The organism is bacterium SCSIO 12643 (genome assembly GCA_024398135.1).
Classification (GTDB): Bacteria; Bacteroidota; Bacteroidia; order Flavobacteriales_G; family Salibacteraceae; genus CAJXZP01.
On record CP073750.1, the window covers coordinates 3,275,466 to 3,296,277 of the forward strand.

The window sequence follows — 20,812 nt, forward strand, 5'->3', positions numbered from 1 at the left end:
TATAAATAGATTTGATGTACCCAAGCGATATTTTTTAAATTCTCACAGTTTTTTTCAGAATGATCTGTTGTTTGAATGTGAATTTAAAGTCAAGAAATGATAAAGTGTTGTTACGCACTTGGATATGCTACACGTACATGATAAATGTTCATGATCTTTTTTTGCAACAATTTTTTCAATGCGGTGATATTTTGTAGTGTAATCGGGGCATAATCGAGTTGATTAGACTCTAAAATGGTCTCAAAAATGCCATCAATAAGTTTGTTGATGGATTCGGCTGAGTATTCCGGTAAACTTCTTGCTGCTGCTTCCACACCATCGCACAACATCAATATAGCCGTTTCTTTGGAGAAAGGAAGTGGACCAGGATATTGGAATAAACCCATATCGATATCCGCATCTTTTTTCTTTGCATTGAAATAGAAATAACGCGTAACGGTAGTCCCATGATGGGTACGGATAAAATCAATGATCTTTTCAGGGAGTTTATGTTTTTTGGCCATTTCAATACCATCCAATACATGGTTGATAATAATCTGTGCACTTTCGGTTTCGGATAGATCGTTATGAGGATTGTGTCCTCCAGATTGGTTTTCAATAAAGAAACTCGGATTCTTCATTTTACCTATGTCATGATATAAAGCTCCGGTTCTAATCAATAAAGCATCTCCACCAATTTCTAAGGCACATTCTTCGGCCAGATTTGCCACTTGCATAGAATGCTGGAAGGTACCAGGGGCTTTCTCGGCCAATTGACGTAACAAAGTATTGTTGGTATCTGCCAATTCCAATAATGCCATTTCACTAATCAATCCGAAAATGCGCTCAATTAAATACACCGTTGGAATAGCCAATACAGTTAATAGAGCACTGGCTGCAAACCAGCCAAAGTTGGTAATGTCCACATTACTAAGGTGACCCTCTTTAATAATACTGGATGCAAAGTAGAGGAGTGATGAGGTAATGAAAACCACCAGCAAAACGCCCATGATTTGCGATCTTTTACGTAGGTTTTTAAGCAGTAAAATGGCTAACAAACCTGATGGAGCTTCAATCCAAATAAATTCTACCCCATTAGGCGCATACAATCCGGCAATCATCATCATGATCATAAATACGATCACGGCTAACAAACTTCTAAAGAATGATTGTAGAATAACTGCAAAGAGCGCAAACGGCAACATGTACATGTTGATATCCGGGAAGATACGCGGAATGTTGGCCATAAAGAAGTTGAGGAAAAATAAGATCAGAATCAAGGTAAAAGCATTCGTCTCAGAATAGGTGAAAGGACTAAATATCTTAAGTATTAAGATCAATAAGAAAGTACCTAATGTGATGAATATAAACGTACCACCATATACATACCATTGTGACATATTGGTACCGACTTGTTTCTCGTAGTTCTCTTGTAGCGAAGTCAATTTTTGGAAAATCTCAGGAGTGATGATTTCTCCCTTAGCTACAATCTCTTCACCCTCATTGACTTTCCCATACACGGTGGTCAATGCGGCTAGTTTTTGATCTAAGATTTCACGGGTCAGTGATGGATCAAAAGTGATATTGGGGCGGATGTTTTCAAATACAGAGATTTGAAGTAATTTACCATTATCGACTTCGCTGGTCCATGCTTTTACTGAATCAAAAGCCTGATTTAAAGTTAGGAAATTTTGAATTTCAAATTCGGTTTCAGAATGGTTGTCAATGGTTTTGATAATAAAGTCTGGTGGTTTGTTGAGCAGACTATCTTCATTGGCAATAATCCCGATTTGATACAATTGGGAGATGAGTTGAATTCCGGTTTGCTCAAATACTTCCGGATTTTGAATGAGTCGAACGGTATCATTTTGGATCAGTTCGGTCGCTTTATTTTTAAAGGCTGAAACCATACTGTCTCCAACCGTTTTGTCCAGATTGAAATACAAATAACTATTCGATAAAACTTCCTGACGTTCCGTTTGAATTTGCTGATCGGTTTTGTTAATCGCAAAAGAAAATGGGGCATATAAAGGTTGATGTACCCATGGATAACCTTGTTCAAATTCGTATTGAAACTTGGAGGTACTTGGAGAAATATAGACCATCAATCCAATGATGATCCCAACAATAACGATTCGGTAAATCTTGCTGTAATTGTGTCGTAAAGTAGAATTTATTCCAAGCATTTTTTTGATTCAATCAGTAAACGAAATTAAGCAGAAGCACGTAACAAAAAAGCGCTTTTTACATTTTGTTATTCACGTGGCATTTTTGATCGTTTTTGTTGGTAAAATCTGCCTGTTTTCAATTTACCACACGTTTGATTTGGCTTATTTTGCGCACTAAAATTAGTACATGGGGTGTGATTATCAATCACGTGTGGATCAGTTCAATACTGAGTTAAAACAAATTAAAACGAAATCCAGATGGATCTCGGTATTAAGGTTAAGTGCATTTGTACTCATCATTTTTGGGGTATACCAGTTCTGGGGTAATCCATTGTGGGTATTTGGAAGTGTAGGTTTGGGCGGCATATTGTTTTTGAATCTGGTTGTATGGAGTAACCGCATCGGACAGCAGATTATTTTTCTGGAAGCCAAATTGCAATTAAATCAAAACGAAATCTCCGCAGTACAAGATCAGTTTGACTTTAATTCGGATGGACGTGAATACATTCAACCTACGCATGAATACACTAATGATTTTGATGTTTTTGGACCGCATTCTTTTTTTCAATATCTCAATCGTACCGTAAGTGTTTTTGGGCGAAATCAATTGGCGCAATGGTTACAAGAACCGGTATTGAATAAAGAAGCAATTCTACAAAGACAAGATGCGATTCGGGAATTGGCGGCTAAATTGGAATGGCGGCAGGATTTTTTGGCTTCGGGGATGATGCATCAACTGAATGAAAAAGATCAGGAAAAAATGAAGAATTGGTACCTCCAAAAAAATAAGATTGGAGGAAGTACAGTATATCGTTTGGTATTAATTGCTTTACCAATTTTGACTATAGCGTTGTTTTTATTGGCATTATTTGAAGTAATGTCATGGACTCCATTTACCTGGTGGATTTGGGTACCCATTGCTTTTGTGGGGAGTAAGTTGAAAGCCATTAATGAAGTGTATCACCAGCTCTCTAATATGGTGGGGAAATTGGAAGTGTTATCCAAATTGACCGAAAAAATTGAGGAAGAAACTTTTCAAACAGAATTACTTCAAAGCTGGAAAGCAGAATTAAATACCCATGAGCTTCCGGCTTCTAAAAAAATCAAAGCGCTACGAAAGCTGTTGGATATGTTTGAACAGCGCAATAATATTTTGGTGGGAATTGTATTGAACATCTTTTTACTCTGGGATTTGAATCTCATGGAGCGGATGCATCAATGGAAATCAAACAATGCATTGGAGTTGGAAGAATGGTTAAATGTAATTGCACAATTTGACGCGATGATTTCGATGTCCAATCGATCTTTTAATGATGGGGAATTGATTTATCCCGAGGTTTCAGACGAAGAGTTTGAATTGAATGGGCAGGAATTATTTCACCCCATGTTAAAAAAGGAAGAAAGAGTTGGGAATGATTATGCAATTTCCGGTAGGGGAACCATTCATATTGTGACCGGGGCAAATATGGCCGGGAAAAGTACTTTCTTGAGAACAGTTGGAATGAATTTGGTGTTGGGCATGATTGGGATGCCAGTGGCTGCAAAAGCATTTATATTTAGTCCCATGAAAGTATTTTCAAGTATGCGAACGGAGGATTCTTTGGCTTCGCATACCTCATTTTTCTATGCGGAATTGAGCCGCCTGGCACGTATCTCCGATATGTTAAAAGAAGGCGAAAAGCGATTCGTGATTTTGGATGAAATTCTCAAGGGAACCAATTCAGAAGATAAAGCGCGAGGATCTTATGCTTTTGTAGAAAAAATCATCGGATACAATATGATGGGGATAATTGCCACGCACGATTTAAGTTTGTGTAAATTGGCAGATCAATATCCTGAAAGAATTCAGAATAAAGCATTTGAAGTGCAGTTTGTAAAAGACGAATTGCAATTTGATTATAAATTGAGAACCGGAGTGTGTCAAAACATGAACGCTTCGTTTCTATTGAAAAAGATGGGAATCGTAGATCATTATTGATCTAGACGTTAAGAATAAAAATGAAAGAACTAGAACAATTACAATCCATATTATCAGAACCAGTTAAAGCATTGGTTATTCCTCATATGAATCCCGATGGAGATGCATTGGGTTCCTGTTTGGGATGGATGCACTATTTGAATAAAAAGGGACATCAGGCGGAGGTGATTGCGCCAAATGCGTTTCCGGAGTTTTATAGTTGGATGCCGGGAGCAGAGAATATTTTGTTACATGCTACGGATACAGAAGTAGTAGAACAAAAGATGTCTGCATACGATGTGATTTTTTGTTTGGATTACAATGATCTGAGAAGAATTGGGGATTTTAAAGATGTGGTAGAAAGTCATACGGGAAAGTTTGTGATGATTGATCACCACCAGCAACCTACCGATTTTGCAGATGTGATGTTTTCTGATCCTAAGAAATCTTCTACATCGGAAATGGTGTATGATGTGATTTGTGGTTTGGGAGATCAACAATTGATTGATAAAACCATCGGAGAATGTTTGTATACCGGAATCCTGACCGATACAGGTTCTTTTAGATTTGGGTCTACGACAAAAGAAACACACGAAGCTGCAGCTTATTTACTATCCGTAGGTGTTAGTCCTGATGTGATTCATACACGCGTGTATGATAATAATACTTTGGATCGTATGCATTTGATGGGATACGTATTGGCAGAAAAGTTAAATCAGGTGGAAGGTCTATGGGCCTCTTACATTTCAATCAGTGAAGAAGAACAACAACGATTTAATTTTCAGAAAGGAGATTCCGAAGGATTTGTCAATTTTGGTTTGTCTATAAAAGGAATGAAATGTACCGGGTTCTTTAGAGAAAGCGAAGGGTTTATCAAAGTATCATTGCGTTCAAAAGGCGATTTTGATGTCAATCAAATTGCACGTCAGTACTTTAACGGTGGTGGCCATAGAAATGCAGCCGGAGGAAAGTTAGAGATGAGTTTAGAGGAAGCGGTTGCGCATTTTAAATCGGTGATGCAACAATATTCTGAAGAATTAACAGTAGAATAAGTCGTGAGGTCAATAAAACATATCGGGATATTATTGGGGGTGTTGATTTGGTTTTCGGGATGTGAAGACCCTAAACCAAAGAAGCCGCAGAAGTATCTGTCCAAAAAAGAGCTGATTCAGAATAACAAGAAATCGGTACGCGTGGAGTCTGATCAGATTGATTTGTATATCAAACGGAGAGGCTGGAATATGGAGAAAACGCGTTCGGGGTTACATTACATGGTTTATGAAGAAGGATCGGGAAAAGTACATCCGGAGGAAAATGATACCGTATTTGTACAATACAAGGTGAGTTTAATTAATGGCAAACAAATTTATAGTTCAAGTAAAGAGGAACCGGCAAGCTTTGTTGTAGGGCATGATGATGTGGAAAGCGGATTACAGGAAGGAATTCGATTCCTGACTACAGGAGATAAAGCCATGATGATTATTCCTGCACATTTAGCACATGGCTACACGGGCGATTTCAATAAAATTCCACGTTCTTCCACAGTAATTTTTGATATTGAGTTGTTAGACATAAAATGAGAAATTTAGGGGCATTTCTTTTTATCGTTTTTTTATTAGGGGCATGTAATTCGGTAGATGATCATGGGTATTCAAGTACGAAAACCGGATTAAAATATAAAATTCACTCTATTGGAGATGTAGATCATGTGATTCATGATAGTGATGTATGTACGTTTGATTTTCAGGTGTATACTTTACAAGATTCGTTATTGTATTCGACTTCCCAATCAGAAGAGTTGTTGTTTACCCAAAAGAAAGACACCGGATGGATGGAATGGATAGAACTACTTGCGGTAAACGATAGTTCTACGGCTATCTTATCAAGCGCAAAACTCAAAGCATTTATCCCTGACTTGAATCAACAGGATGTGAAAGTATCTATGGTCATTAGGTCTGCACAAACATATAAGCAATGGCGGTTTTATAAAAAATATCCTGAGCTAAGCGAACGAGATTTGGAGTTGGAAGAACAGGTAGATTTGCGAAGGATTTTGTCATCTTATGTTTCGGATAGTATCCAATGGGTGAATGGAATTTTTATGATCAATCAAATCACAGGGAGCGGATCATTACCCATAGCCGGAGATGAGGTGGTTATCCATAGTTCAGGCAAAACCTTAGATGGAAAATTAGTAGAGTCTACCGCGCATCGATCAGAAGCTTTTAGTTACATCATTGGACAGAAAGACCAGGTACTTCCCGGATTCGATTTGGCAGTTCGAAACATGAGAAAAGGCGCAAAAAGCATAGCCATTGTGCCGAGTTATTTGGCTTATGGAAGTTCGGGTTCAAGTACCGGAATTGTAAAGCCTTATAAAACCTTGATATTTGAAATCGAAGTATTGGAGTTAAACTCTCCTGCCCAAAACGAATAAAGTTTTAAATTAAAAGTATTTTCGGTTGTAATTGTTTGATATTTAAATGTTTTCAGATTACTAACATAGGTGTGTGAATCGTATAGTTCTTAAAAATTCTAAAACAGTTTTGCAGATCGCTATTTTTATCACGTAGGAAATATCGAATGCGTTTAACATGATAGAAGAAGGTCCGATTCATGGTCAGAAAAACAGTAATATAAGTCATCAAATATTAATTAATAGTCCGGTTGTGACTTTTCTCTGGAGAAGAGAAAAAGATTGGATTATAGATTACATATCTCAAAATGTAGAAAATGTTTTGGGATATAAATATGAGCAACTGATATCACAAAGAGTTCTGCTTACTAAAATCATACACCCTCAGGATTTGGAAATTTGTACCAATGAGGTGAATCTGATTTCGAATACGGGAACCGGACATGGAATTCATCGCCCTTTACGCATTCGTAAAATGAATGGCCAGTATATCTGGGTAAAACTTCACACGCAGATTCGTAAAAAAGAAAATGATGTGCTCTGGTGTGAAGGTGTGATGTATGATATCACGCAAGATATGCATCGAGAGGAAGAGCTACAGAACGATATTGAAGAAAGCCGACTCAAGACCTTACAGTATAAGACCTTTGTGAATTCCAGTTTTGAGGGCATTATGATTAGCGAGAATGGAATTGGAGTGGAATGCAATGCGAAAGCGTTGGAAATGTTTGGCTATACCCTGGAAGAAGCTGAAGGTTTACCCGCAGTTTCGGTAATTACGGAAGAATATAGAGACCTTGTCATTAAAAACATACGGGAAGATTATACCAGGCCTTATAATGTTGTTGCGGTTCGAAAAGATGGAAGTCAGTTCGAAGCAGAAATTCAAGGGAAGAATTTTGTGCAGGGAGATCGTGTTTTGCGCATCACAGCAATTCGGGATATTACCGAAAAGAAAAAATCTGAAGCGGCATTGAATAAGAGTCGTGAAGAGTTGTATAAATCCAATCAAATTTTACAGCAACGTACCAACTTCTTAAAGACTGTAAATGAGTTTACGCATGAGCTGGCCCATTTTAAAACCATTAATGAAGTAACCTCATACATAAGGGACATTACCATGGCCAAATTTGGTTTTGAAGATTGTATGGTATTTATGTGCGATAAAGTCACACAGGAGTTGATTGTGGAAGGAAGAGCTTCCAAGAACAAACAGATTCTTAAGAAAGGTCAGGGTATTGTTGGTGCTGCGGTTCAAGAAGGAAAACCCGTAGTGGTTAAGGATACGAGCAAGGATAGTCGGTATGTGGTAGACCATGAAGTTAGGTACTCAGAATTAGCTGTTCCCATTATTTGTGATGGTGAGGTCTTAGGTGTGATAGACTCAGAACATCTGAAAAAGGATTATTTTACGGAGGAACATATTGAGGTGCTCAGTACCATTGCTAATATTTCCGGAGCGAGAATTAAACAAATTGAATCTCAAAAGGCGTTATTAGAAAGTGAATTGAAGCATCGATTGATTTTTGAAAAAGCCAAGGATTCTATTTTCCTGTTAAAAGAGGGTTTGTTTGCAGATTGCAATAAAGTGACGCTGAAAATGTTTGGTTGTGAGAAAAAGGAAGATATTGTTGGAGAATCACCAGCAAAGTTTTCTCCCGAACTCCAACCTGATGGCAGAGATTCGAATACAAAAGCGGAAGAAAAGATTCAATTGGCATATGATGGGAAACCGCAAACTTTCTATTGGTTGCATCAAAAATTAGATGGTACAACCTTCGATGCAGAGGTAAGTCTCAATCGTTTTTGCATGAATGATGAGATGTTTTTACAAGCTGTAGTTCGGGATATTACAGAACGGAAAACGATGGAGTTGACCCTTAAGAAGAGTGAAAAATTATATCGTAATCTAATAGAACTTACCTCCACGGTAGCCTGGGAAATTGATGTGAATACCGATCAATTTACGTTTATGAGTCCGCAAATTGAGGAGGTTTCTGGATACACTCCGGATAAGTGGGCAGATTTGGATTTTTGGGAGGCTACAATTCATCCTGATGATAGAGCAGAGGCTGTGAATTATTGTAGCAATGCTGCCGCAAGTGGTAAAAACCATTCTTTTGAATATCGTATGGTTCGGGCGGATGGCGAAATTGTTTGGATCAATAAGGTTGTGAGCGTTGTCAAACGTAATGATGAGGTGGTAAGGTTAAGAGGATATTTTCTGGATGTTACAGAACAGAAAATGTCTGAACGCATCAAAGAAGAGTATACGCAGAAACTGAGAGATAAGGTAACGGAACTTGAAGAAGCCAAAGAGAATTACCGAAAACTCTTTGATGAAAATAGAGTTTCACTGTTGGAAGAGGATTTTACAGAATCTTACAATCGAATTCAGGGATTAAAAGAACAGGGTGTAGAAGACTTTTTAGAGTATGTCAAAGCCCACCCGGAGTTTATCAATGAGTGTATTCGAGCGATAAAAGTAGTTCAGGTCAATAAGGCCTCAGTAGAATTATTTAAGGCCAATAGTAAGGAGCATTTAGTTCAATCTACAGGTCAAATTAAAACGGATTCTACACCGGGGCATTATACCAGGATATTTAATGAAATATTTAAGGATCAAACAGAGATTATTAGTGAAACCTCGTTTAGAGATTTAAATGGCCAGATTATATATGGAATCGAGAAGTTACATCTAAGCATTGATCAGAAGTTAGGCTCCATTACAGCTAATATCTCCATCATTAATATCACCGAACGTGTCATTGTGGAGCAAAAGCTTCAAGAGCAAAATGAACATCTGATTACAATTACAGAAGCATTGTCGGAGAAAAACAAAATGCTGAATGATAGTAGGTTTAGGTTTGAGAACTTATTTGAACAAAATCCAATTTCGGTTTGGGAGGAAGATGTATCTGAAACAATAGCTTTAATAAGGTCATTAAAAATGGATAGTTCTGATGTGATGGACTATTTGGATATGAATCCACATTTTGTTGAGAAATGTGCACGTTCTATTAAAATACTCAATGTAAATACCTACACATTGAAGTTGTTTGGAATTGAATCTAAAAATGAGTTATACAATATCCTAATCGAAAGCTTTAATCAAAAGTCATTTGATGCCTTTAAAGCAGGATTGGTTTCTCTACATAAAGGGGAAAAGAAATTTTCAAAAGAGACACAGTACAGAAAGAAAAATGGGGATATTATTCAAGCGATTTTAAAACTGGTTTTAATTAATGATGAAGGAACTGCGATTATTTCCATTATTGATATTACACCATTAAAGAAAACGCAAAAAGCTCTTCTACAAGCTAAAGAAAGGGCAGAGGAGAACGAAACCCACTTTAGAACCATTTTCGATACCTATATTGATCCTGTTTCAATTAGTCGGATGTCCGATTCTAAATTGGTCAGAATCAATAAGGGATTCACCAATAAGATTGGATACACTGAGGCAGATGTATTGGGAAAAACTGCGATTGAATTGGGTATCTGGGTAGATGTTGAAGCCAGACAACGTACCATTGAAGAGGTGAAAAGAATAGGGTTTGTTCATGGAGTCGAGATGGAACTCAGATTGCGAAATGGAGAGATCAGAACTGAACTGCTTTCATTGCGAAAATTTACCATCAAAGATGAAGCTTATGTTCTGGTGGTATCCCATGATATTACGCTGAGAAAAAGAACTGAAGATGAGCTGTTGAATAAGCAAAAGGAATTAATTGATGCAAAGGAACGCGCAGAAGAGGCTGATCGACTAAAAACAGAATTCTTAAATAATCTATCGCATGAAATCCGAACACCACTGAATGGTATTATTGGTTTTTCGAGTTTCCTTTCCGATGAGTTTTTATCAGATGAACTTCGCAATCAGTACGTAAAAATTATACAGAGCAGTGGTGGACAACTGGTGCGTGTGATTGATGAAATATTAGAGATTTCAAAACTTGAAAAGAATCAGTTGGTACCACAAAATGTAGAAGTTGATGTAGATCGTTTGTTATTTGACTTGTATTCTATCTTCAAACTGAAAGCCGAAGAAAAAGGAATTTCATTGAGTCTGAAAAGTGATTTGGAGATCGATGTGCATCGAATTATTACAGATGAAACCAAGCTGAATAAGATATTGAGTAATCTCCTTCAAAATGCATTAAAGTTCACTTCTAAAGGAGGGATTGATTTCGGGTATAAGGTAGTAGGTGGATTTATCGAGTTTTATGTTAAAGATACCGGAATAGGTATTGAAATCAATAAACAGCAAAGGGTTTTTGAACGATTTGCTCAGGAGGATAAATCTATCGCTCCAACCTATGGTGGGTTAGGATTAGGACTTTCAATTGTGAAAGAACATGTAGATTTATTGGGAGGAACGATCAATCTGGTATCATCAAAAGGAAAAGGTTCTACATTTTTAGTTTCATTGCCTTACGAACCCGTTGAATATACTAAGGTAGTTGCTCTTGAAGAGCCTGAAAAATCGGTAGATAATAATGCCGGTGCCATTCGGATTTTGGTTGTGGAAGACGATGAGGTGAGTTCAAGATTGATGATTCGGCTTATTGAGAAACTCCTGGTTAATTGTGTGGTAATCCACGCAGTGGATGGACAACAGGCGGTTGATTTTGTAAAACAGTTTGAAACGTTTGATTTGATTTTAATGGATATAAATATTCCGGTGATTAATGGATATCAGGCAACGGCTGAAATTCAAGAAATCAATCCGAATATTCCGATCATTGCGCAAACAGCGTATTCTACCACAGAAGACATTAAACGTATTGAAGATGCCGGGTGTATGGATTTTATATCCAAACCGATTAAGCCAACTTTATTGAAAGCTTTATTTGAAAAGTATTTACCGGAGAATATTAGTTAATGATATAGGATTTTCTCTCCGGCAGTAATCGGAATTGAAATATAATTCTCTTCCGGAGGGATAGGGCATGAGAATGCGATGTTATAAGCACAGTATGGGTTATATGCCAAATTAAAATCTACGAGGATAGAATCCGTACCAGAAACACCAAGGTTTAAATATCGACCTCCACCATAAGTCTCTTGTCCGCTGGTGAGATCTGTAAAAGGAACAAACAGTTCTCCTTTTGTATCTCCCACTTCCTGAAAAGCTATAAGTTCAAAAGGTTTGTCCTGGATCGTAAGCACAATTTTTGCATATGTGATCATAGAAGCCAAACGTTCCGTACTTGTGGCCATTTGAATGATTTCAGGGTTTTGAATAAGCTGTATAGAGGCATTGATTATCCAGGTACTGTCAGGAGCAAAGTGATTTAATCCTACAAATGCTTCTCGTTTTTCAGTGGGAATTGGAGATTTAGGATTGGTCTTAAGCTCTTTATTCCAAATTTTTCTCGCTTGAATCAGGCTATCTACATAAGATAACCGGTCTTTAGTATTTGAACCGATAGAGGTCGAATCTGAGCAAGAAAAGCCCCAGATCAAAGCACTTAGAAAAACAATTGAACGTAAAATATTCATTCTGTATAGATGCATTTAAAGAATTGCAAAAATAGTGGATTTGCAAAGCCCCGTTTGCTTTGAATTCAAAACTAATTTGGTTACGTTTGGTGCGCATTCTTTGTAAAGAAATCAAGAGGTGATTGAAATAACAGAAAATCTGTGTAGAATGATTTCGAAATAAGAATTTAATATTGATTATGAAGGAATTAGTTTTAAAAGAGAGTCATATAGCAATGGGTGGAAAAATGATTGAATTCGCAGGATTCAATATGCCCGTTACATTTTCAGGATTAATTGAAGAACATAACACCGTACGAAATGGTGTTGGTGTTTTTGATGTTTCGCACATGGGGGAGTTTTTTGTACGTGGTCCAAAAGCTTTTGAGTTAGTACAAAAAATCACATCAAACAATGTGGCGACTCTTTTTGATGGAAAGGTTTTATATTCTACTATGCCAAATGGTAAAGGAGGAATCGTTGACGATCTTTTGGTTTACCGTGTAAACGAAGAAGAGTATTTGTTAGTGGTTAATGGCGCTAATGTGGATAAAGACTGGAGCTGGGTTAATGAGCAAAATACAATGGGTGCTGAACTATCTAACGAGAGTGATGACTATTGTTTATTTGCAGTTCAGGGACCTAAGGCTTCAGAAGCTATGCAAAGCTTAACAGAGATCAATTTGAAAGATATGGTTTACTATACTTTCGAAATTGGAACGTTTGCGGGAGTAGAAAATGTGATTGTTTCTGCTACAGGTTATACCGGTTCAGGAGGTTTTGAAATTTACGTGAAGAATGCAGACGCTAAAACCGTATTCGATGCGATTTTCAAAGCAGGAGAGCCGCAAGGAATTCAGCCAATCGGTTTAGGTGCAAGAGATACTTTAAGATTAGAAAAAGGTTTTTGTTTATATGGAAACGATATAGATGATACAACATCTCCTCTTGAAGCTGGTTTAGGATGGGTAACCAAATTTGTTGAAGGAAACGATTTTATAGATCGTGAGTTTTTGGCAAATCAAAAAGAAGAAGGGTTAACCAGAAGATTGGTAGGTTTTGAAATGGAAGAGAAGGGAATTCCTAGACATGGTTATGATATTTTAGATATGGATGGAAATAAGATTGGTCAGGTAACTTCAGGCACGCAATCACCATCATTAAATAAAGCAATTGGCATGGGGTATGTGAATGTACCACATCATAAAAAAGGAAGCGAGATTAGAATTCAAATTAGAAAGAAGTCTCCCAAAGCAGTTGTTGTAGGAATACCATTTTTGAAATAGTCTTATTCCAAATAAGAATAGATTTGAAAGTGCGTGTTTAAGTATTGTTGAAATTGTTGATATATGCCGTTAATAGAAGTTAGTTATACCCCTGAAAATTTTGAAGTTTACGATAGTAATGATAGTATCGTAGTGGTGAATGATATATTCAGAGCTACTTCGGCTATTTGTACTGCTTTCCATCATGGTGCGAAGTCTATCATTCCGGTAGATACCATTGAAAAAGCCAGAGAGCTCCAGAAACAAGGCTATTTAGCCGGAGCTGAAAGGAATGCGGAGAAGGTAGAAGGGTTTGACTTTGGTAATTCTCCATATGATTACATGGGTGACCAGATTAAGGGTAAAACGTTAGTATTAACAACAACCAACGGAACCCGTGCTATTGAAATGGCGAAAGGAGATTCTAAACTGATTGTAATAGGGTCGTTTTTGAATTTATCGGCATTGTCAAAATGGTTAGTAAAACAAAAGAAAAATGTAATGATTCTTTGTTCGGGATGGAAGGGAAGAATCAATCTGGAAGACTCTTTGTATGCTGGAGCACTGACTAACGAATTGATTAAGGATGGAATATATTCTTTGGAACATGATGTCGAAGATTCAGCTTTGATTGCAAAGCATATTTTTGAAATGGCACAAATGGACCCTGAGCGATTACTTAAAATTTCATCGCATAGAAGACGTTTGGCAAAGCTGAATCTAAAGGAAGATATTCGTTATTGTTTAACGTTAAATACCACAGATAAAATTCCGGTATTGGTTGGTGATGAATTGGTGGACCTGGAAACTACCGAGTTTTATTAAGTCCATTTGTAGTATAGGTAAACTACCGAGAATAGGATTAATAACCCTAACCCGATATAGCTAATATATTGGGTAAACCTGTTAGGTTTGAATGATTCGGGAATATGTTCGGATTGCATCACACGAATGTTTAAGTAACCAAGAATTGGTGCGGTAAGAAAAGATACACTTGTTGCAAAATCAACCAGGCTTTTCATGTTTTTTCCGAAATAGGAAATGGTAACGAATGAACCGATTATTAGAACACCCAACCAAATTCTATATGATTTCTTTTCTGATTGTTCCTGGGTTGAGATATTTCGTAGGTAATTAAAAGTCGGTGTTAGAACTCTGGAGATTCCATCTAAAACAGAAATGGTAGTGCTCAGCATAGTGGTAAAAGCAGCAATGGAAATAATAGGAGTAGACCACTCTCCAAGAGTTTGTGTGTAGGCATTGATAATTTGACTCGAAAAAACAACTGCACTAGATGACAATTCAATACCTGAATTGTGGAGCATAAATGTACCGAGTATCACGAAACAAAGAGCTAAAAATGCAGTCCCCCAATACCCAACTGAAAAGTCAAATAATCCGGTTTTTAAATCAGTAGGTTGACCGGATAATTTAGCGTTAGCTTCAGACCATACAGAGTACCATACGGAAATGTCAATGGGAGCTGGCATCCACCCAATAAATGCAATAAGGAAAAACACATGTTCCGTATTCATAAAATTGAATGAAGAAGTCAGGGAATTATGATTTCCAGAGGTAAATATGGAAGATATCGCAGCAGCAATAGTGGTCAATGCCAATATGACCATTACGATTTTCATAAATTTATTAAGAAGCTCTAAACGACCACTCATTAAAAGAGTAGAACAAAGAATGAGAACTCCAATAGACCAATATAAAATAGAACCATCACTACTTACTATATAAGCAGCCAGTCCAGCTGTTACCAGTGTTATGGCCGCTTGTATAATGAACATGGTTCCCAGGGTGATTAAAAAGAAAGCCCAAACCGCCCAATTTCCTAATTTTTTATAGCCATGTAAAAGACTTTTTCCGGTGGCTGATACATAACGAGGACCATATTGAAAAAAAGGGTATTTAAAGAAGTTGGCCAAAATCACAACAGAAATCATACTTAAACCAAAAGTTGCTCCAGCCCGGGTAGATTGTACCAGATGAGATACACCTATTGCAGCTCCGGCATATAATAATCCAGGTCCTAACTTTTGTATAAAGGAAGTATGTTTCGACATGTGATGAATGAAATACGATTATAATAAAAAAGCACTTCTCACGAAGTGCTTTTTGCAATGTTTATTTATCTTTTTCAGTATCACTCTTTTTAGGGTGGACGACTGAAATCTTGACATCATCATTTTTCTTATCAATTCCGACTTTGATCGTATCACCTTCTGTAAGATTGTTTTGAATAATCTCTTCAGCGATTGGATCTTCCAGAAACTTCTGTAACGCACGTTTCAATGGACGGGCACCGAACTGGGAATCATAACCTTTAGTCGCAATAAATTCTTTAGCTGCTTTGGTCAATTCAATCTTATATCCTAACTCGTGAATTCTATGGAACAATGATTTCAATTCAATATCAATGATCTTAAAGATATCTTCCTGATCTAATGTGTTGAATAATACGATGTCATCAATTCTATTTAAAAACTCCGGAGCAAATGCTTTCTTTAAAGCACGTTCGATGACTCCTTTTGATTCGGAATTGGCATTACTAACTTTTGCAGAAGTAGCGAATCCTACACCTTGTCCAAATTCTTTAAGTTCACGTGAACCAATATTTGAAGTCATGATGATGATCGTATTCTTAAAGTCTACCTTACGTCCTAAGCTGTCTGTAACTTGTCCGTCATCTAAGATTTGAAGTAGAATGTTATATACATCAGGGTGTGCTTTTTCGATCTCATCCAGGAGCACCACAGAGTAAGGTTTTCTACGTACCTTTTCAGTAAGTTGTCCACCTTCTTCATAACCCACATATCCTGGAGGCGCACCAACCAATCTGGAAACCGCAAATTTCTCCATGTATTCACTCATGTCAATTCGAATGAGATTGTCATGATTATCGAATAGATATCTGGATAATACTTTTGCTAATTGAGTTTTACCAACACCAGTAGGCCCAAGGAAAATAAAAGAGCCAATGGGTTTATTTGGATCTTTTAATCCAGCGCGATTACGTTGGATGGCTTTAACAACCTTCTCAATAGCTTCGTCTTGTCCTATCACACTTCCCTTAAGGTCATCTTTCATATGGACAAGTTTCTCGCCTTCTTTTTGCGCAATCCTTTGTGTAGGAATCCCGGAAATCATAGCGATGACTTCAGCGACACTATCTTCGGTAACCAGTTCACGGTGTTGACGCGTACGTTCTTCCCATTTTTTCTGCTCTACTTCCAACTGGTTGGTAAGATTTTTTTCTTCATCTCTTAAGCGCGCAGCTTCCTCATATTTTTGACGTTTAACAACGGTCAGTTTCTTTTCTTTAATTCCTTCAATTTGCTTTTCAATATTCAGAATTTCATCAGGAACCACAATATGAGTTATATGAACACGCGACCCAGCCTCATCCAATGCGTCAATAGCCTTATCCGGTAAGTGACGATCTGAGATATATCTGTCAGTTAACTTCACACAAGCTTCAATGGCCTCCGGTGAATATGTCACATTGTGATGATCCTCATACTTGGATTTCACATTCTCTAGAATCGTAATAGTTTCTTCTACAGAAGTAGGTTCAACAACTACTTTCTGGAATCTTCTTTCTAAAGCACCGTCTTTTTCAATATACTGTCTGTACTCATCCAAAGTTGTAGCTCCAATACATTGAATTTCTCCACGGGCTAGTGCAGGCTTAAACATGTTAGAAGCATCTAACGATCCGGAAGCACCTCCAGCACCTACAATGGTGTGAATTTCATCAATGAATAGGATAACATCATCAGATTTTTCCAATTCATTCATAACTGCTTTCATTCTTTCCTCGAACTGACCTCTGTATTTGGTTCCTGCTACGAGTGAAGCCAAATCCAAAGTAACAACACGTTTTCCAAAAAGAACTCTCGAAACTTTTTTCTGAATAATGCGTAAAGCCAATCCTTCAGCGATGGCAGATTTACCCACACCAGGCTCTCCAATTAAGATTGGATTATTTTTCTTTCTACGACTTAAGATTTGAGAAACACGTTCTATTTCTTTTTGTCGTCCAATGATAGGATCCAATTTATTCTCTTCGGCCATTTTGGTTAAATCTCTACCGAAGTTGTCTAGTACCGGAGTTTTAGACTTTGAATCACCTTTCGATTTTGATGATGAACTACCATATGAACCTCCAAATCCAGAAGGCTTTTCTCTTTCATCATCAGGGGTGCTGTCCGAAATGTCTGCTCTGGGAGCAGTTGGCTCATTATCAGCACCAGATAAAATATTTTCTAATTCGTTTTTCACAGTATCATAATTTATGTTAAACTGAGATAAGATACGACTCGCAACGTTGGTATGCTCTTTAAGAATAGAAAGTAGAAAATGTTCGGTTCCGATCATTCTACTCTTAAATAATTTGGCTTCCAAAAAGGTCAGTTTCAATGTTTTTTCTGCTTGTTTTACCAATGGGATATTGGCTTGAGCAGATTGCGAAATGGACTTGCTATTTGGTTTAATAGCATGTTCGATTAATTTTCTGAGCTCTTGAACGTCAACATTTAAGTTTTCTAAAACTTTAATTGCTACCCCTTGTCCTTCGCGAATAATACCCAGCATGAAATGTTCATTACCAATATAGTCATGGCCCAGCCTTAAAGCCTCTTCCCGGCTATAGGTTAAAACATCTTTGGCGCGTGGTGACAAGTTATTCTCCATATATCTTAAAAAGTCTTGAAATCTAATATAAAATCAAAAGTATGAATATACAACTAAAAATGTAATGTCATTCTTTTATGATAAAACATCAAAAATATCGGTTCATTGTAGCGATACAAGGAATTTTTGGGTCGTATTTATTAACAGATTTTTGTTAGTAATTCGGGGAGTTTTCAACAACGTTTTTTTGGGTCGGAATTGTATTTTCGGAAGTTGGCCATTTAAAATAGATGAGCCTTTTTAAGTGTTTGAAAAATAATAAATTATAATATGTCGGACGGAGAAAAGATTTTGAAAGTCAATATTGAAGAGGAAATGAAATCGGCTTACATTGATTACTCGATGTCGGTAATCGTTTCCAGAGCATTACCTGATGTACGGGATGGTATGAAGCCAGTGCATCGAAGAGTGCTTTATGGAATGCTCGATTTGGGAGTTTACTCTAACAAAGCTTATAAAAAATCTGCAAGGATTGTAGGGGAAGTACTTGGTAAATATCACCCACATGGTGATTCATCTGTTTATGATACAATGGTACGTATGGCACAACCCTGGTCACTTCGTTACCCGTTGGTAGATGGACAAGGTAACTTTGGTTCTGTAGATGGTGATAGTCCAGCAGCAATGAGGTATACGGAAGCAAGATTACGTAAGTTGTCTGAGGAAATGTTGGCAGATATTGAGAAGGATACTGTTGATTTTACATTAAACTTTGATGATTCGTTGCAAGAACCAACAGTATTGCCAGCATTGTTACCTAATTTGTTATTGAATGGAGCAAGTGGTATTGCAGTAGGTATGGCGACCAATATGCCTCCTCATAACCTGACAGAAATCGTTAATGGTACGTTGGCATATATCGATAATAAAGATATAACGTTTGATGAGTTATTGACGCATGTGAAAGCTCCTGATTTCCCAACAGGAGGAATTATTTATGGTTATGATGGTGTACGTCAGGCTTTCGAAACCGGCAAAGGAAGAATTGTTATTCGTGCAAAAGCGGAAATTGAAGAAACTTCAACAGGTAGAGAACGAATCGTAGTTACTGAAATTCCATTCCTGGTAAACAAAGCCGATATGATCTCCAAGACGGCTGAATTGGTAAACGATAAAAAGATTGAAGGGATTTCTGATATCCGTGATGAATCGGATAGATCAGGTATGCGTATCGTTTACGAATTGAAGCGTGAGGCCATTACCAATGTGGTATTAAATAATTTATATAAGCATACTGCATTGCAAACTTCTTTTTCAGTAAATAATGTGGCGTTGGTTCAAGGACGTCCATATTTATTGAATTTGAAAGAAATGATTGGTCATTATGTGGACCATAGAATGGATGTAGTAACGAGAAGAACGCAGTTTGAATTAAAGAAAGCTGAAGATCGTGCGCATATCCTGGAAGGTTTAATTATTGCTTCTGACAATATTGACGAGGTGATTAAAATCATCAGAGGTTCTAGTAATACGGAAGAGGCTAGAAATAAATTGATCGAGAGGTTCAAGTTAACGGAGATTCAGGCACGTGCGATTGTAGAAATGCGTCTACGTCAGTTAACCGGACTGGAGCAAGAGAAGTTAAGAGCGGAGTACGATGAATTGATGAAAACGATTGAGCGTTTGAAAGAGATTTTGGCAAACGAGTCTTTAAGATATGATATTATCAAAGAAGAGTTGACCAGAATCCGTGATAAGTATGGTGATGATCGTATGACGACCATTGAGTATAACTCAGCGGATTTCAGAATTGAGGATATGATTCCAAATGAAAAAGTGGTAATCACTATTTCTCATCTGGGATATATCAAAAGAACACCTTTGGCAGAATTCAAAACACAGGCAAGAGGAGGTAGAGGATCCAGAGGGTCAACGACTCGTAATGAGGACTTCCTTGAAGAAATGTTTGTAGCGAATACCCATAACTATCTATTGGTATTCACGCAAAAAGGAAAATGTTACTGGATGCGTGTATTCGAAATACCTGAGGGCGGAAAGACTTCGAAAGGTAGAGCGATCCAAAACATGATCAATATTGAAAATGATGATAAGATTTTAGCATATATTAATGTAGAAGATCTTAAAGATCAAGAATACATCAACAGTATGAATATTGTGATGTGTACCAAAAATGGGGTGATCAAGAAAACAAGCTTAGAAGCTTATTCAAGACCAAGAACCAACGGTATTATCGCGATTAACGTAAGAGAAGGTGATGAGTTACTTGAAGCAAAATTAACGACAGGTAATTCTCAAATTATTATGGCGCTTCATTCAGGTAGAGCAATTCGATTTGAAGAAAGCAAAGTAAGAACCATGGGAAGAGGTGCTTCTGGTGTGAGAGGTATCACGCTTACAGGTCCGGAGGACAGAGTGGTAGGAATGGTTTGCGTAGACGATGTGGAAACCAGTGTACTTGTGGTTTCTGAAAATGGCTATGGAAAGCGAACTGCAGTCGATGATTATAGAATCACAAACCGTGGTGGTAAGGGTGTTAAAACCATGCAGATTACGGATAAAACAGGTAAGCTGATTGCCATTAAGAATGTGACGGATGAGGATGATTTAATGATTATTAACAAAAAGGGAATCACTATTCGTATGGCCTTGAAAGCAATAAGAGTTATGGGACGTGCGACACAAGGGGTTCGTTTGATTAATCTAGGTAGTGGAGATTCCATTGCTGCAGTGGCTAAAGTTCCTCATGATGAAAGTGAGGATGAATTAGATGAAGCAGTAGAAGGAGATAATGTAACAAATGAAAATGCCAATGGCACGGATAATGCTAGTGAGGCAGAGAATAATGATTAATATTGCATCCCAATTTAATAGGATTAAATAA

At 37.4% G+C, this 20,812-nt stretch carries 12 protein-coding genes; 8 read left to right on the forward strand and 4 right to left on the reverse strand.

What is annotated here, in order from left to right; translation table 11 throughout:
• Window positions 1–110 precede the first annotated feature (110 nt).
• A complete protein-coding gene (locus tag KFE94_14465; protein ID UTW65844.1) occupies window positions 111–2,165 on the reverse strand; it encodes an HDIG domain-containing protein in 2,055 nt (684 codons plus the stop codon).
• Window positions 2,166–2,334: 169 nt separating this feature from the next.
• Here KFE94_14465 and KFE94_14470 point away from each other — a divergent pair, with 169 nt between their 5' ends.
• From KFE94_14470 to KFE94_14490, 5 genes are all read left to right on the forward strand, one after another.
• The gene (locus KFE94_14470) at window positions 2,335–4,125 is read left to right on the forward strand and encodes a DNA mismatch repair protein MutS (protein UTW65845.1); all 1,791 of its coding nucleotides are present in this window, start codon (window positions 2,335–2,337) and stop codon (window positions 4,123–4,125) included.
• Window positions 4,126–4,145: 20 nt separating this feature from the next.
• Window positions 4,146–5,156 (forward strand): bifunctional oligoribonuclease/PAP phosphatase NrnA, encoded by a 1,011-nt coding sequence (locus KFE94_14475; protein UTW65846.1) that lies wholly within the window; start codon window positions 4,146–4,148, stop codon window positions 5,154–5,156.
• A gap of 3 nt (window positions 5,157–5,159) precedes the next feature.
• Window positions 5,160–5,684, forward strand: coding sequence for an FKBP-type peptidyl-prolyl cis-trans isomerase (locus KFE94_14480; protein ID UTW65847.1), 525 nt, complete (start codon window positions 5,160–5,162; stop codon window positions 5,682–5,684).
• Window positions 5,681–6,541 (forward strand): FKBP-type peptidyl-prolyl cis-trans isomerase, encoded by an 861-nt coding sequence (locus KFE94_14485; GenBank protein UTW65848.1) that lies wholly within the window; start codon window positions 5,681–5,683, stop codon window positions 6,539–6,541. The genes KFE94_14480 and KFE94_14485 overlap by 4 nt, the downstream gene beginning before the upstream one ends.
• Before the next feature lie 157 nt (window positions 6,542–6,698).
• Window positions 6,699–11,405 carry a PAS domain S-box protein gene (locus KFE94_14490; GenBank protein UTW65849.1) on the forward strand — a complete coding sequence of 1,569 codons (4,707 nt, stop codon included), beginning with the start codon at window positions 6,699–6,701 and terminating at the stop codon, window positions 11,403–11,405.
• On the opposite strand, the gene KFE94_14495 is transcribed toward KFE94_14490, so the two are convergent.
• Window positions 11,402–12,025 carry a DUF1684 domain-containing protein gene (locus KFE94_14495; GenBank protein ID UTW65850.1) on the reverse strand — a complete coding sequence of 208 codons (624 nt, stop codon included), beginning with the start codon at window positions 12,023–12,025 and terminating at the stop codon, window positions 11,402–11,404. The two genes, KFE94_14490 and KFE94_14495, sit on opposite strands and share 4 nt — an antisense overlap.
• Window positions 12,026–12,204: 179 nt before the next feature.
• Between KFE94_14495 and gcvT the strand changes: the two genes are divergently transcribed.
• Window positions 12,205–13,290 (forward strand): glycine cleavage system aminomethyltransferase GcvT, encoded by a 1,086-nt coding sequence (gene gcvT / locus KFE94_14500; protein ID UTW65851.1) that lies wholly within the window; start codon window positions 12,205–12,207, stop codon window positions 13,288–13,290.
• Window positions 13,291–13,353: 63 nt separating this feature from the next.
• On the forward strand, window positions 13,354–14,094 hold the full coding sequence (locus tag KFE94_14505) for a 2-phosphosulfolactate phosphatase (protein UTW65852.1): 741 nt from the start codon (window positions 13,354–13,356) through the stop codon (window positions 14,092–14,094).
• On the opposite strand, the gene KFE94_14510 is transcribed toward KFE94_14505, so the two are convergent.
• Together KFE94_14510 and KFE94_14515 are read right to left on the reverse strand one after the other, a co-directional pair.
• Window positions 14,091–15,341: a divalent metal cation transporter gene (locus KFE94_14510; GenBank protein ID UTW65853.1), complete on the reverse strand. Its 1,251-nt coding sequence runs from the start codon at window positions 15,339–15,341 to the stop codon at window positions 14,091–14,093. The genes KFE94_14505 and KFE94_14510 overlap by 4 nt on opposite strands.
• A gap of 61 nt (window positions 15,342–15,402) precedes the next feature.
• A complete protein-coding gene (locus KFE94_14515) occupies window positions 15,403–17,970 on the reverse strand; it encodes an ATP-dependent Clp protease ATP-binding subunit (protein ID UTW65854.1) in 2,568 nt (855 codons plus the stop codon).
• A 270-nt stretch (window positions 17,971–18,240) separates the two neighbouring features.
• Here KFE94_14515 and gyrA point away from each other — a divergent pair, with 270 nt between their 5' ends.
• Complete coding sequence (gyrA, locus tag KFE94_14520; protein ID UTW65855.1) at window positions 18,241–20,781, forward strand: DNA gyrase subunit A; 2,541 nt, start codon at window positions 18,241–18,243, stop codon at window positions 20,779–20,781.
• Window positions 20,782–20,812 lie beyond the last annotated feature (31 nt).

What these genes read in the sequence shown, in the direction of transcription:
- KFE94_14465 (UTW65844.1), bottom strand. Translation starts at nt 2,165, where the DNA reads ATGCTTGGAATAAATTCTACTTTACGACACAATTACAGCAAGATTTAC.
- KFE94_14470 (UTW65845.1), top strand. Translation starts at nt 2,335, where the DNA reads ATGGGGTGTGATTATCAATCACGTGTGGATCAGTTCAATACTGAGTTA.
- KFE94_14475 (UTW65846.1), top strand. Translation starts at nt 4,146, where the DNA reads ATGAAAGAACTAGAACAATTACAATCCATATTATCAGAACCAGTTAAA.
- KFE94_14485 (UTW65848.1), top strand. Translation starts at nt 5,681, where the DNA reads ATGAGAAATTTAGGGGCATTTCTTTTTATCGTTTTTTTATTAGGGGCA.
- KFE94_14490 (UTW65849.1), top strand. Translation starts at nt 6,699, where the DNA reads ATGATAGAAGAAGGTCCGATTCATGGTCAGAAAAACAGTAATATAAGT.
- KFE94_14495 (UTW65850.1), bottom strand. Translation starts at nt 12,025, where the DNA reads ATGAATATTTTACGTTCAATTGTTTTTCTAAGTGCTTTGATCTGGGGC.
- gcvT (UTW65851.1), top strand. Translation starts at nt 12,205, where the DNA reads ATGAAGGAATTAGTTTTAAAAGAGAGTCATATAGCAATGGGTGGAAAA.
- KFE94_14505 (UTW65852.1), top strand. Translation starts at nt 13,354, where the DNA reads ATGCCGTTAATAGAAGTTAGTTATACCCCTGAAAATTTTGAAGTTTAC.
- KFE94_14510 (UTW65853.1), bottom strand. Translation starts at nt 15,341, where the DNA reads ATGTCGAAACATACTTCCTTTATACAAAAGTTAGGACCTGGATTATTA.
- KFE94_14515 (UTW65854.1), bottom strand. Translation starts at nt 17,970, where the DNA reads ATGGAGAATAACTTGTCACCACGCGCCAAAGATGTTTTAACCTATAGC.
- gyrA (UTW65855.1), top strand. Translation starts at nt 18,241, where the DNA reads ATGTCGGACGGAGAAAAGATTTTGAAAGTCAATATTGAAGAGGAAATG.